Origin of the sequence: Loktanella sp. 3ANDIMAR09 (assembly GCF_001420005.1) — a bacterium.
Lineage (GTDB): Bacteria > Pseudomonadota > Alphaproteobacteria > Rhodobacterales > Rhodobacteraceae > Loktanella.
Window position 1 is genome coordinate 148157 of record NZ_LJAK01000007.1, and the last position, 13735, is coordinate 161891.

9 protein-coding genes and 1 tRNA gene are annotated in these 13735 nt (G+C 60.7%); 5 read left to right on the forward strand and 5 right to left on the reverse strand.

Annotation, left to right across the window (positions count from 1 at the left end; genetic code table 11):
- The first annotated feature begins 167 nt into the window (after positions 1 to 167).
- From AN189_RS12200 to AN189_RS12220, 5 genes are all read left to right on the forward strand, one after another.
- Positions 168 to 827 (forward strand): ABC transporter ATP-binding protein, encoded by a 660-nt coding sequence (locus AN189_RS12200; RefSeq protein WP_056036223.1) that lies wholly within the window; start codon positions 168 to 170, stop codon positions 825 to 827.
- A complete protein-coding gene (locus tag AN189_RS12205) occupies positions 805 to 2466 on the forward strand; it encodes a hypothetical protein (protein WP_056036226.1) in 1662 nt (553 codons plus the stop codon). The genes AN189_RS12200 and AN189_RS12205 overlap by 23 nt, the downstream gene beginning before the upstream one ends.
- Positions 2466 to 3299, forward strand: coding sequence for a 3-deoxy-8-phosphooctulonate synthase (gene kdsA / locus AN189_RS12210; protein ID WP_056036230.1), 834 nt, complete (start codon positions 2466 to 2468; stop codon positions 3297 to 3299). The genes AN189_RS12205 and kdsA overlap by 1 nt, the downstream gene beginning before the upstream one ends.
- Positions 3300 to 3353: 54 nt before the next feature.
- Positions 3354 to 4640 (forward strand): mechanosensitive ion channel domain-containing protein, encoded by a 1287-nt coding sequence (locus AN189_RS12215; protein ID WP_056036232.1) that lies wholly within the window; start codon positions 3354 to 3356, stop codon positions 4638 to 4640.
- Between the two features lie 62 nt (positions 4641 to 4702).
- Positions 4703 to 4777 (forward strand) — tRNA-Gln (locus AN189_RS12220).
- 409 nt (positions 4778 to 5186) lie between these two features.
- On the opposite strand, the gene AN189_RS12225 is transcribed toward AN189_RS12220, so the two are convergent.
- From AN189_RS12225 to AN189_RS12245, 5 genes are all read right to left on the reverse strand, one after another.
- Positions 5187 to 7421, reverse strand: coding sequence for a TRAP transporter fused permease subunit (locus AN189_RS12225; protein ID WP_056036234.1), 2235 nt, complete (start codon positions 7419 to 7421; stop codon positions 5187 to 5189).
- A gap of 117 nt (positions 7422 to 7538) precedes the next feature.
- The gene (locus tag AN189_RS12230) at positions 7539 to 8525 is read right to left on the reverse strand and encodes a TAXI family TRAP transporter solute-binding subunit (RefSeq protein WP_056036319.1); all 987 of its coding nucleotides are present in this window, start codon (positions 8523 to 8525) and stop codon (positions 7539 to 7541) included.
- 227 nt (positions 8526 to 8752) lie between these two features.
- The gene (locus AN189_RS12235) at positions 8753 to 10087 is read right to left on the reverse strand and encodes a sigma-54 dependent transcriptional regulator (protein ID WP_056036237.1); all 1335 of its coding nucleotides are present in this window, start codon (positions 10085 to 10087) and stop codon (positions 8753 to 8755) included.
- Positions 10084 to 11862 carry an ATP-binding protein gene (locus AN189_RS12240; RefSeq protein ID WP_056036239.1) on the reverse strand — a complete coding sequence of 593 codons (1779 nt, stop codon included), beginning with the start codon at positions 11860 to 11862 and terminating at the stop codon, positions 10084 to 10086. The genes AN189_RS12235 and AN189_RS12240 overlap by 4 nt, the downstream gene beginning before the upstream one ends.
- A 133-nt stretch (positions 11863 to 11995) precedes the next feature.
- The gene (locus AN189_RS12245; RefSeq protein WP_172794907.1) at positions 11996 to 13588 is read right to left on the reverse strand and encodes a DEAD/DEAH box helicase; all 1593 of its coding nucleotides are present in this window, start codon (positions 13586 to 13588) and stop codon (positions 11996 to 11998) included.
- Positions 13589 to 13735 lie beyond the last annotated feature (147 nt).

The following is a 13735-nucleotide window of genomic DNA, read 5'->3' on the forward strand; positions in this document are numbered from 1 at the left end:
CTTTGCACAGGGACCACGGTCCATCACGGTTTTGCAAAAAACCGCCTTTCGCCTGTCTTTGAACACAATTTTCGATCATTAAGTGTAAAAGAGAGAACAATGTGACGCCGAATTAACCTTCGTCGCGCATCCACAGCGGGCAGCAAGCACGTCGAGAGCGGCAAAAGATGTTGGAATTCAATGCGGTCAGCAAGTCCTTCTGGACCGGCACCCAGCGCAAGATCATCCTGGATCGGGCGTCGTTTCGCGTTGAACTGGGTAATTCGCTGGGCATTCTGGCCCCCAACGGCACCGGCAAGACGACCCTGATCAACATGATGGCGGGTCTGGAAAAACCCGACGAAGGCACGATTACCCGCGGATGCCGCATCTCGTTTCCGCTGGGTTTCATGGGCGGGGTCGTCAACCGGCACACCGCGCGCGAAAACGTCCGCTATATCGCGCGGCTCTACGGGCTTGATCCCGACTATATCGAGGCGTTTTGCCGCTGGCTGTGCGGCATCAAGGAATATTTCGACATGCCGGTCGGGACCTACAGCGCGGGGATGCGGGCGCGTCTGACATTTTCGCTGATGCTGGCGCTTGATTTCGATATCTACCTCATCGACGAAGGCATGCCGTCCACGACCGATATGGAATTCAATCGCAAGGCGGGTGAAATCCTGCGTGAACGGCTGGAAAAGACGACCGTGATCATCGTATCGCATCAGGCAGAGACACTGGAACGGTTCGCGCGTTCGGCCGCTGTGTTGCGCGACGGCAGGATCCACATGTTCGACACACTTGAAGAGGCCAAGCAGCTTTATGACTACGAAGCCCACAGCTAAGAAATTTCGGGTGCGCAAACCGATGGCCAGCACGGGCGAGCCTGCACCGGCTGCGCCGGAACAATCCGCGCCGCCGCAGCGCCCGGAACCGGTCCAGCAGCAGCCCATGGCCGCGCCGCAGCCCTTGCCGGAACCGGCAAACAACAATGTCGACATCGACGCGATCCGCCGCGAAGGATTGACCGGGCGACAGCTGCGCATGGCGCGCCGGGTCGCGCAAAAACAGGGTCTGGCCGTCACTTCGGACTTTGATGCGGTCCGCCAGTTGCGGCTTGCCGGGATCGATCCGTTCCAGCGTTCCACCGTGCTGGAACTGGTAGCACCAGATCAGCAAGGCGGTCAGCAGCCAGGCGGCATGAATCCGCAAACAGGCGGCCCACAGACCCTGGGCGCGATCAAACCGGTGCCGCAGGACCGGGTGCAATTGCCGCAAACCAGAACGCAGGGCAATCAACTGCCCTCGACCGAATTTGCCGATCCGATCAAGCGTCGGAACGACGAAATCTCGCAGATACAACGCGACATGGCCCGTCGCCGCCGGCTCAAGGCGTTCCTGATGATGGTCAGGCTCAGCATCTTTGTGCTGCTGCCGACCATGATTGTGGGTTACTATTACTATACGATCGCCACGCCGATGTATGCCACCGACTCTGAATTCGTCATTCAGCAGGCCGAACCAGCCAGTGCCGCAGGCGGTCTGGGGGGCATGTTCCAGGGCACCTCTATGGCGACCCAACAGGACAGCATCACGGTGCAATCCTACCTGCAGTCGCGGGCGGCGATGGTGCGTCTGGATGCCGACCACGACTTCAAGGCGCATTTCAGCCAGGACTGGATCGACCCGATCCAGCGTCTGCCAGAGGGTGCCACGAACGAGGCCGCCTACGGCGTCTATCAGGACATGGTCAAGATCAGCTATGACCCGACCGAAGGCATCCTGCGGATGAAGGTCATCGCTGCCTCGCCCGAGGTCAGTCAGGAATTTTCCAATGCGTTGATCCGCTACGCCGAGGAACAGGTCGACCAGCTGACCCAGCGCCTGCGCGAGGACCAGATGGCCGGTGCCCGCGAAAGCTATGTCGCCGCAGAGGCCGCGCGTGCGGACGCCTTGCAGGCCTGGCTGCAAATCCAGGAAGACGTGCAGCAGATCGACCCGATCGGCGAAACCTCGGCCCGGACGCAACAGATTTCCGCCCTCGAAACCGAGCGTCAACGCCTGACGCTCACCCTGCAGGAACGGCTCGCGGTGCGCACCCCAAATCAGGCACAGGTCAACGCACTCGAAAGCCAGATCAGCAATATCGAAACGCTGATCTCCGATCTGCGTCAACAGATGACAACGGCCAACGCCGAAGGGACAAGCCTTGCAGCGCGCAATACGGAACTGCGTCTGGCCGAGGAAAACTACACCTTTCAGACCGGTCTGGCCCAGCAGGCGCTGACGCAGATGGAAACCGCCCGGATCGAGGCGAACCGTCAGGTTCGCTATCTGTCGATGGGCGTCGAACCCGTCGCACCGGACGAGGCGACCTATCCCAAGGCGTTCGAGAATACGATCCTCGCGTTCTTGATCTTCTCGGGTATCTACCTGATGATCTCGATCACCGCCTCCATCCTTCGCGAACAGGTAACCAGCTGATGCATGATGTCACCATCGGAAACCTCACCGTTTCCAACGATCGCCCCCTGCTTGTCATCGCAGGACCCTGCCAGCTGGAAAGCGCGGATCACGCGCTGATGATCGCTGAACAGATGGCCGCGGCCTGTCACGAGGCCGGCGCGCAGTTCATTTTCAAGGGGAGCTACGACAAGGCAAACCGCACCTCACTGTCGGGCAAGCGCGGCCTGGGCCTGGATGAAGGGCTGTCCGTCCTGCAAAAGGTCAAGGACACCATCGGCTGTCCGGTCCTGACGGACATCCACGGGGCAGACCAATGCGCGACCGTCGCGCAGGTCGTCGATGTCATGCAGATCCCGGCATTCCTGTGCCGCCAGACCGACCTGCTGCTGGCAGCGGGCGAAACCGGTGCCGTCATCAACGTGAAAAAGGGACAGTTTCTGGCCCCCTGGGACATGCCGAACGTCGTGTCCAAGATCGAAAGCACCGGCAACAAACGCATCCTGCTGACCGAACGCGGCGCGTCATTCGGCTATAATACGCTTGTGGCCGACATGCGGTCGCTGCCGACCATGGCTAAAACCGGCTACCCGGTGGTGATGGACGCGACCCATTCCGTGCAGCAGCCCGGCGGTCAGGGCGGCAGCTCTGGCGGTCAGCGCGAATTCGCCCCGGTCATGGCCCGCGCAGCCGTCAGTCTGGGGATCGCTGCCGTATTCATCGAAACCCACGAGGCACCCGACACCGCACCCTCTGACGGGCCAAACATGATCCCCCTGGACCAGATGCCGGCACTGGTCAGCAGCCTGATGGATTTCGACCGCCTGGCCAAGGCGAACCCGCTGCGCGTCTGATCGTTTGCACATCCGCCGGTCCCTGCTACCTCTGCATCTGAACCGGAGGGACCGATGCGCGCATTCATTTTGATCATTCTTTTGCTCTGGCCGGTCGCGGCCGTGGCACAAGACAACGCAGCCCCCATCGCAACCGAAACATCGGCGCGCGACGACACCGCGATCCGCAGCCGGATCAGCGATATCATCGCGGTGCTTGGCGGCTACGAGAGTGTCGACGTCGCTGTCCAAGAGGGTGTCGTCACCCTGACGGGCGAGGTTCTGACCCCGCAGGACCAGACAGCGCTGACGGAGCTGGCGCAACGGATCGAAGGCGTCATCGCCGTGCGCAACAACACGGTTGAAACGACAGACCTCGATGCGCGACTGACGCCCGCACTCGAACGGTTCCGGACACGCGCCTTGCAACTGGTGTCCAGCCTCCCCCTGCTGGGGATCGCATTGGTTGTGTTCATCGTGATCGTCTGGGTCGGGCTTGCACTCGCGCGGTGGCAACGGCCATGGAAAAGGTTGGCCCCAAACGCCTTCATCGCGCAGATCATGCAACAGATCATCCGCCTGGCCTTTGTGGTGCTTGGCCTGGTGGTTGCGCTGGACATCCTCGGTGCCACTGCCCTGCTGGGCACGATCCTGGGCGCTGCCGGAATCATCGGTCTGGCCCTTGGCTTTGCGGTCAAGGACACGGTCGAAAATTTTATCGCGTCCATCATGCTGTCAATTCGCCAGCCATTCGCGCCCAACGACGTGGTCGAAATCAACGGCGATATCGGAACAGTCATCCGCCTGACGAGCCGCGCCACGATCCTACTGTCCCCTGACGGAAACCACATCCGAATCCCCAATGCGACCGTGTTCAGCTCGCGGGTGGTCAATTATACGCAAAACGCGGAACGCCGTTTCCTGTTTCCGATCAGCGTCAGCCGCGACTGCGACCTTGCCGCCGCACGAAGCCTGATCGAGCGGACCGTGCAGGATCTCCCATTCGTTCTTGATCAACCCCGCGCCGCCGTCTGGATCGAAACCCTCGAGGCTGGCGGCGTGGTGATGCAAGTTGCCGGCTGGATTGATCAGCGTCGAAGCTCGCTGCCGTTGGCCCAGGGCGAGGCGATCCGACACGTAAAGCGCGCGTTGGAAGAGGACGGGTTCGAGATTCCCGACAATGTTCAACCGATCGCACTGACACGCGCCCCATCGGATCCATCTCCGGCCCATTCAAAGGAAAGCGCTGATATTGCAGAAGTATCACCCGGTCAGGAAGAAGCGGTCAGCGATATGATCAAGGCCGAGCGCAACCGCGAGGACACACCTGATCTTTTGCGGGCCGATGGTCAAAAAGAATAGCAAAAATGCGCAAACCGGGGCTTGAACGCCCCGTCGGTTCATCGTATCCCACGCCTCGCTGATGGGGTGTAGCCAAGCGGTAAGGCATCGGTTTTTGGTACCGTGTATCGTAGGTTCGAATCCTACCACCCCAGCCAGCGCTTTCCGAAATAGCTGACCTTGAAGGTTGACGTCCGCCGGGGCACAGGTTTCATCGGCGTTGCACGAGCCTTGCGGGCAGCTATTGCAAACTCTGCAGCGATGATCGAACAAGGTGGACGTCGTTGGTCGACGCCCCTACTCTTGGGTGCCCAGCCCAGACAATTTAATCTCTACTGTTGGATCACAGCGACATCCACCTCTCACACGCCCGTCATTGAACCTGCCGGGCGGCATGGTCCCGGCGCAAGTCCACCTGCGCGATATCGGGGATGACCAGATTGTCGCGGATGAGGGACAAGCCCGCCACCGCAGCAGTGCACCAGATTTACCAACGGCAGTCAGCACGAAAAAGGGCCGGCGCTGTTCAACAACAGCGCCGGCCCCCGGTATAGCGTGACGGCGGATCTAGGTTTGGGTGGCCGTCTGGCCATCCTTGCGGGTCGCCTTTGCCAGCAGATACAAGGCTACCGCACCGCCGATCCCGATGGCGTCGGACACCAACCCACCTTCGATCATGAACAGCGCCACGATGACCAGGCCGACACGGATCGGTGCAGATGCCCGCGCGCCAACCCACCAGCCCTGCACGCCAGACGACAGCAGGAACACGCCAAAGATGGCGGTCGCCGCAGCGCGGGCGATTTCGTACCAGGCTCCGTCGAACAGGATCGCGCTGTTGTAAAAGAACATGAACGGCACGATGAAGGCGGAGATGCCGATCTTGAAAGATGCGACAGAGGTCGACATGGGGTTCGATCCCGAAATGCCCGCAGCAGCATAGCTGGCCAAGGCAACAGGTGGTGTGATCGCGGACACGACGGCAAAGTAGAACACAAAGAAATGTGCCGTCAGGGCCGGAATGCCCAGCTGGATCAGACCCGGTGCCACGACCGAGGCCGCAACCGCGTAGGCCGCCGTTGTCGGCATGCCCATCCCCAACAGGATCGAGATGCACATGGCAAAGAACAGCGCCAGCAATTGGTTCGCGTCAGCGATGTTCAGCAGCACGGACGAGAACCGCGCCCCGACACCGGTCAAGGAGATGACACCCACGATGATACCCGCACAGGCACAGACCGCGATGATCTGGATCGACATGATGCCTGCCAGCTCGAACGCCTTGGACACCGATTTGATGCCCATCCGATAGGGTGTGAACCAGCTGACCACCGCAGCCGAGGCCGTGGCAAGCGTGCCTGCCCTGATGACGGAATAACCCATGAACAAGGCCACGATCAGGATGATGATCGGCAGGAACAGGAACACCCGGCGCACCATGTCGCGGAACTTGGGCAGCTCATCCTCGCGCATGCCGCGCATGCCCAGCTTGGCGGCTTCGAAATCGACCATGAAATAGATCGACACGAAATAAAGCACGGCGGGGATGATCGCGGCGATCGCGATGTCGGTGTAGGGAATGCCCGTCATTTCCGCCATGATGAACGCGCCCGCGCCCATGATCGGCGGCATGATCTGACCGCCTGTGGATGCGGCAGCCTCGACGGCCCCTGCGGTCTGCGGCTTGTAGCCGACCTTTTTCATCAGCGGGATGGTCAGCGAACCCGTGGCCACGACGTTACCGGCAGAGGTGCCGTTGATCATGCCCATCAGGCCCGACGCAAAGATCGCGACCTTGGCCGGTCCACCACGGGCGCGGCCCGCAGCAGCAAAGGCAAAGTTCACGAAATAGTCGCCCACCTTGGATGCCTGAAGAAAGGCGGCAAAGATGATGAACAGAATGATATAGGTCGACGACACCGCGGTGGTTGGCCCCAGGATACCGGCATCGGTATAGACCTGGCTAAAGAAGCGGTCCCAGGCGATGTTGGGCGCATTCAGGAAACCCGGCAGCAGATCACCAACAAAGACATAGACCAGAAAGACGCCAGCGATGACGATCAGTGCCAGACCAGCGACCCGGCGGGTCATTTCCATGATCAGCGCGGTGCCGGCCACGGCGGCCAGGCTCATGCCGATCGGGGCAAAGGGCGTGCCGGTCGAATTGCGCATCAGCGTGCCGTAAATGGTGATCAGATAGGCTGCGACAGCGACAGAACAGATGGCCAGAACCACGTCAGGCGCGGCGATGGTGCCGCGCACGCGCGGGCGCATCCAACCCAGAATGATCCCCATTGCAGTCGCGACGATCAGCGGGACGCCAAAGTGATAGATCTCCGCGCTGCGGATACCGGCGTCCATCCCGTTCCACATCACGCCACCTGCGATCTGCGACGCGAACGAGAACGCAGTATACAGCGCATAGAGTGCGGGCAGGATTGCGACATAGGCCAGCAAATCCAGAGGATGCTTGTGACCGCCATGGTCATTTTCAGGAAAGGCGCGCGCTGAATACAGCAAAAACCCGAGGATCAGCGCACCAGCGATGTGGACGATACGGAAATTCCACGTCTCCATCGGAAAGACCGGCAGGAACGGAATATCGATGCCCGTCCACGCAGAGATCGACCAGCCGTTCAGGGCTGCCATGTGAAACAGCGCATAAAACGCAGAGACCGCCGCGATCGCAAGATAGGCCCTGCCGTCGAAAATGCGTCGATTATGTTCAACGGGTTCGTCGTCAACGCCTTCGGCGATGACGGGCCCGTCAGTCTGGTCGTCCAGTTGCGTATTGGTAGTCATACAGCAGCCCCATAGGCGCAGCCCGGCCCCAGGGGGCAGACTTGCGCATGAATTGTGTGATGTGTCAGTCAGATGTGCCGGGGCCGCGCAGTGGCGCGGCCCCGGACTGATCGGGTTTTAGTTCCCGTAGATCTGATCGGCGGGAATGTCTGCGCCCGCGTTTTCGATGAACCATTCAGCCGCACCGGGGTGCCACTTCATGACGCCGGCGTTCTTGTCCCAGTTCTCGGGCAGCGTGGAACGGGCGGCGCGGTGGATGTTCACCATACGCTCGTTGTCGGACATGACGACATCCACGGCCGCTTTGACAAAGCTGGCGGGCAGATCGCAGTTTGCGATCGCAAAGTTCCACATGGACACCGAACGGGCCGGTGCTTCGAGCGTGGAATAGGTTTCTGCCGCGATTTCAAAGTTGGCAACCGGGAAGGCTTCCATCAGCTGGGCCTGCTCTTCTTCGGTGAACTCGATGATGTTCACGTCGGTCTGCACTTCCAGCTGGCTGACGGCCGGAACGGGCACACCTGCTGCAAAGGCGATCACGTCCAGCAGACCATCCTGAAGCTGACCACCAAGGTCGGCCCAGGCACCGTTACGACGTTCGAATTCAACGCCCAGCGTTTCCATCATGCGCGGGAAATAGGTGTCGGACGTGGAACCGGCCGGACCGAAACCGATGCGTGCACCAGCCGGAATTTCGGACACGGACGTGATCCCCGAAGAGGCCAGCGTCGTCACCGAGAACGGCGTCTGGTACATCGGGAACATCGCACAGGCACCGGTCATTTCCAGACCGGGCGCAATCGGGTTTGTCCCGGCGATGGATTCAGCTGCCGGACCCATGGTGGTCATGCCGAACTGCGCGTCGCCGGTGTGGACCAGCGCCATGTTCTGCATCGGACCGCCGGTGACTTCGCCGCCGCCGGTCAGGCCCAGCTCTTCGGCCACCAGGTTGCCCCAGCCCGAACCATAGGCAAAATAGGTGCCGCCCTGCGACGCCGTGCCCACGGTAAAGCTCTCGGGCCAGCCCGTGCGGTCCTCGTGTGCTGCGGCATAGGCAGACGATGCCGTCAGTGCCGTGGTCGCAATAAGTGCTGCGAATTTCATGTGTGTTTCCTCCACAAATGTCGCCGGCCACTCCCGTGCCGACTGTTTCATCAGACAGGCCCAGGGCCCCGACAGTCGCAGATATCAAAGCAGATATGCGCAGGGCGCAACCATCTTTGCGCGATGGCGACATAAAATTACGCGATCATACGTTCAGATGGGTCGCAAAGGGTGCAGAACAGATATTCGGCGGGTGGAAATCGAAACATGCCAGCGGGCAGCGGCCCTTAGGGTTCCACGTCCTGCTTGTTGATTCCGTATTTCTGCATCTTTTCGTACAGCGCCTTGCGGGACAGTCCCAACGACTCGTAGGTCGGTTTCAGCCGCCCGTCTTGCGCCGTCAGGGCTGCGACGATCAGCGACTTTTCGTGGGCTGCAACCGCATCGGCCAGGGTCGTGGCCTGATCCATCGCCCCCGCTGGTATATCCACCGGATCAAGTCCGAGCACGAAACGTTCGGCGGCATTGCGCAACTCGCGCACGTTGCCCGGCCAGGACCGTGTCGCCATCCGTGCCAGAACATCAGCCCCGATATCTGGCATTGACCGCGAATATCGCGCGGCCGCCTGTGCTGCGAGGTTAAGAAAGAGCGAAGGAATGTCGTCGCGACGTTCCTCCAGCGCGGGCACATTGATCGTCACCACATTCAGCCGGTACAGCAAATCGGCGCGGAACGTGCCCGCCGCGACCGCCTCGGCCAGATCGGTTTTGACCGCAGCCATGATGCGGATATCCAGTGCAACAGGATCATTCGACCCCAGTCGCGTGATTTCCCGCGCCTGAATGGCATGCAGCAACTTGGCCTGCACGCTGACAGGCAGACTGTCGATTTCATCAAGAAACACGCTGCCCTGTCGCGCATATTCAAATTTTCCGAACCGGGTGCGCAGCGCGCCGGCAAAGGCACCCGCCTCGTGACCGAACAGTTCCGCCTCGACCAGATCGACGGGCAGCGCCGCGCAGTTGATATGCACGAACGGATGCGCCGCGCGATCCGACATGTCGTGCAGCGCGCGTGCGGTCAGATCCTTGCCCGCCCCGGTCGGCCCGGTGATCAGCACATCGGCATCGGTGCGCGCAATGGCGCGGATATTCTTGCGCAAGGCGACCATGGCATCGGACCGACCGATCAGGCGGGATTCGACCTTGTCCCGGCAACCGACCTCACGCTTGAGCGACCTGTTCTCGATGGTCAGCCGCCGTTTTTCCAGCGCGTGGTGGATGGTGCTGATCAGGCGGGTCGGGGCAAAGGGTTTCTCGATGAAATCATAGGCCCCTTCGCGCATGGACTGCACCGCCAGATCGACGTCGCCATGACCCGTCACCAGAATAACCGGAAATTCCGGGTCAATTTCCAGCACCTGCTGCATCAGCCAGCTGCCATCCCGGCCGGGCATCCGGATATCCGTCACCAGAATACCTTGGAATCCGCGTGTGATCCGGGCCAATGCGTCTTCTGCGCTGGCAAAAGCCTCGGCCGGCAGATCGTGCAGCATCAGTGTCTGCAAACCGGCGTTTCGCAATTCTTCTTCGTCGTCGACGAACAGTACGGTCTGTTTCATTCCGCCGCCGTCCGCACGTCCTGCGCCGGCTGTAGCGTCACCACAAAGATCGCACCACCATCAGGATGATTGGCCGCCGTCATCGTTCCTCCGAAATCAGTGACGATATTGTATGAAATCGACAGCCCCAGACCCAGCCCCTTGCCCGGTGGCTTGGTCGTGAAAAAAGGATCAAAGAGCTGGCCCAGCGCGGCCGGATCGATCCCGGGTCCATTGTCCCGGACCGTGATGCGATGCCCCTCGACCCGCAGGGAAACGACCTGATCGTCCTGACCTTCCATCGCGTCCAGCGCATTATTGAGCATGTTGACAATCACCTGCTGCAACCGGACGTGGCCGCCGATCACCCAGATTTCACCCGCGGGCGGCGTGTAGGCGATCCGTCCACCCGTGGTCGCCAGACGCACGTCAAATACCGCCAGTGCATCCTGAACGACCTGGTTCAGCAGCAACGGCCCCGCGGCCTGCTGTGGTCGCCGGGCAAAGTTGCGCAGATGCGCCGAAATCGACGCCATCCGGTCCACCATTTTGGAAATACGGGTGATGTTGTCCTGCGCCTCGGCGATCCTGTCACGCTTGAGAAAGGCGCGTGCATTGTCGGCATAGGTTTTGACAGCGGCAAGCGGCTGGTTGAACTCATGCGACAGGGCCGCCGACATCTGACCCAGACCTGTCAATTTACCCGCCTGGATCAGATCGGTCTGGGTCGACTTGAGGTGCTCCAGCGCCTTTTGCAGGTCGGCCGTGCGTTCATCGACAGTGGCCTCCAGCAGACGTTTCGCCCCCTGCTCGCGCACCAATGCCTCGCGTTGACGCGCCTGTTTCAACAGATACGACAGCAGGGCCCCAAACAGCAAAAGCCCTGTCAGACCCAGGATCAAAAGCAATTTCAGGGCCATCAGCCGTGCAGGCCCGGTCGGCGTCAAGGATGTCATGACCCAGCCACGCTGCGGCAATGCCGTCGAGGTCATGACAAAGCTTTCGCCGCTGGTTTCGGCAAAGCTGACCAGCTGGGCGGTGTCATCCAGCGCAACCTTGGTGATCGGCAGCAGTTCGATCCGGTCGATCGGATATTGAAGGTTCTGCGCGATGACCCGCCGGGTTGCATCGGTCAGCGGCCGCATGGCGCGAAAATGCCAGTCCGGGCGCGACGACATCAGCACAAAACCGTTGGCATCAGACACCATGAATTCGCTGCCTGCACCGTTCCACACACTGTTGAAGGCCTGGATGTTGAACTTGACCGCCAGGACACCGACGATCCGGTCGCCATCCTCGACCGGGGCAGCATAGTAATACCCACGCTCTCCGGTGGTGGTGCCAGACACCTGAAAACTGGTCAGCGCACCCTCTCGGGCGTTCATGAAATAGGATTGATGGCTGAAATTGCGGTCTATGAAACTGCCCGGTTCACGATATGTGGCTGCCGCGATCGTGCGCCCTGAAATATCCATCAAAAATACATCGGATGCCTGCACCATCAGCGCGGTCTGCCGCAGATCCTCGTTCACCGCCGCCAACAATGCCGCATCGCGGGGCGCGGCCAAGAGGTCCGCAAGGCTTGCACGTTCCGCGATCAGTGCAGGAAGCGGCGCATAGCGGTCCAACGCAGCACTCAGGCTTTCCTTGGCCAGTTCCAGCAGCGGCCCGTCCTGTTCGGCCTGCTGCCGCAGATAGTGCCGCTCAAGCGACGGCACAGACAATGCGCCCGCCAGCACCGTCGCCAGCGCAAGCCCACCGGTAAAGACAAAAATGCGACGTCGCTGCGCGTTCATCGTGGCAACATGCCCGATTGCTGCATGAAATTACAGATGGAATCGCGCCGGATGATCGCAACAGACAACGCGACTACGCATGCCGTCAGACGCAACCCGCGTATCATCCGGACAGACGGGGTGCTTTTGGCCGCTAGCGGGCAATCTGATCGATGTGATTTTTCAGGATATGGCGGTACAATCCGATGCCCAGGCGGGACATCTGCCCCGATTGTTCGGTGCCGTCCAGATTGCCGAAACCGCGCATATCGCGGTCCTTGCGGGCAATGCGGAAACCGGCACCGATTTCGGTCATTTCTGCAAATGCTGACAGTCGCGCATTGGCATCACTGTCATCTTGCCGTTCAATCGCCGTCATCAACAACATGCGCGCCCGCACGTGACTGCGCCCGATGCGCCCCCGCAATTGATGCAGTTGGGCCAGACCGAACCGGTCGGCATCCCAGACCACCATCGTGTTTGCGCGTGCGTTATCCAGCCCGCTTTCGACGATCGTGGTGGAGATCAGCACATCAACCTGACCCGACATGAAACTGAACATGGTCTCGGCCATGTCCGCATCCGCCATTTGCCCATGCGCCACCACATGGCTGAATGCGACCTTGCGATCCGTTAACGCGGCGTCCAGCTCTTCGACGTCCGAGATGCGGGGACACACGATGTAGCATTGACCGCCCCGCGCGGTTTCTGTCGCGATGGCAGCCAGCATCCTGTCCACATCACAAGCCTGAACCTGCGTTTCCACAGGCTGACGGTTCTGCGGCGCGGTCGCCAGCACAGACACGTCAAGCAAACCGACCTCTGCTGTGGCCAGGGTGCGCGGGATCGGCGTTGCCGTCATGCTCAGGACATGGAGCCCGCTTGCGAGGTCGCGCAGCTGCGCCTTGTCGTCTTCGCCAAACCGCTGTTCCTCATCAATGATCAGCAGGCCAAGTTGCGCAAATGCGATTGCATCGTCCAGCAGTGCCTGCGTTCCGACCACGATCCCGATTTCGCCGGATGCGAGCCCCGCCAAAAGCGCCTGTCTTTGTGCGGGATCGGTCAGGCGCGACAACTCTGCCACCGTGACACCGGTTTCATGAAACCGCTGGGCAAAGGTTTCAAAATGCTGACGCGCCAGCACCGTTGTCGGTGCCGCGATCACGACCTGATGCCCGGTCAATGCGGCTGCAGCTGCTGCCCGCAAGGCGATCTCTGTTTTGCCAAAACCGACATCACCGACCAGCATGCGATTCATCGGCGTCGTGCTTTGCATATCTGCAAGGACAGCGTCGGTCGCGCGGATCTGATCAGCTGTCATGTCATGCGCAAAGGCTGCGACGAATTCGTCCAGCATCCCATCCGGGAAAGTGACATTACATGCCTGCGCGCGACGACGGGCCTTGTCGGCGGCAACCATATGCTCTGCGCTTTGGCGCAATTCGACGATCATCTCGTCGCGCCGCTTGACCCAGTCGTCCGAATTCAGCCGATCCAGGGTCAGGTTTTCAGCCGGGGCACCGTATGGCCAGAAATCATGGCCTGCACGCGCGGGCAGCATCATCTTGCCATCATGACGATAAACGAATGTCGTCAATGTCTGCTGCGTGTCACCCAGATCCGTTTCGAACTGGCCACCATAGCTGGCGAGGCCGTGTTCAAAATGGACGACGGCATCGCCCGGTTCAAGCATGTCGTCGCCGAACAACAGCTCATGGTCGCGATCGGTCAAGTTATGATTGGACATGTCGGCCCTCTTTGCGCGTTCAACGGCCAACGCCCGCCACGCCATTTTGATCCCAAGGGAAATGGGCACCCAGCCATGCCGCGCCGTCGACCGGCGGATACGTGCTGTGATAGCGCGGCTTGCGCTGGTCGGGCCATGATTGATACT

Bases quoted from the DNA above. Each gene is read 5' to 3' on its own strand.
- AN189_RS12200 (WP_056036223.1), top strand. From the start codon at position 168: ATGTTGGAATTCAATGCGGTCAGCAAGTCCTTCTGGACCGGCACCCAG.
- AN189_RS12205 (WP_056036226.1), top strand. From the start codon at position 805: ATGACTACGAAGCCCACAGCTAAGAAATTTCGGGTGCGCAAACCGATG.
- kdsA (WP_056036230.1), top strand. From the start codon at position 2,466: ATGCATGATGTCACCATCGGAAACCTCACCGTTTCCAACGATCGCCCC.
- AN189_RS12215 (WP_056036232.1), top strand. From the start codon at position 3,354: ATGCGCGCATTCATTTTGATCATTCTTTTGCTCTGGCCGGTCGCGGCC.
- AN189_RS12225 (WP_056036234.1), bottom strand. From the start codon at position 7,421: ATGACTACCAATACGCAACTGGACGACCAGACTGACGGGCCCGTCATC.
- AN189_RS12230 (WP_056036319.1), bottom strand. From the start codon at position 8,525: ATGAAATTCGCAGCACTTATTGCGACCACGGCACTGACGGCATCGTCT.
- AN189_RS12235 (WP_056036237.1), bottom strand. From the start codon at position 10,087: ATGAAACAGACCGTACTGTTCGTCGACGACGAAGAAGAATTGCGAAAC.
- AN189_RS12240 (WP_056036239.1), bottom strand. From the start codon at position 11,862: ATGAACGCGCAGCGACGTCGCATTTTTGTCTTTACCGGTGGGCTTGCG.
- AN189_RS12245 (WP_172794907.1), bottom strand. From the start codon at position 13,588: ATGTCCAATCATAACTTGACCGATCGCGACCATGAGCTGTTGTTCGGC.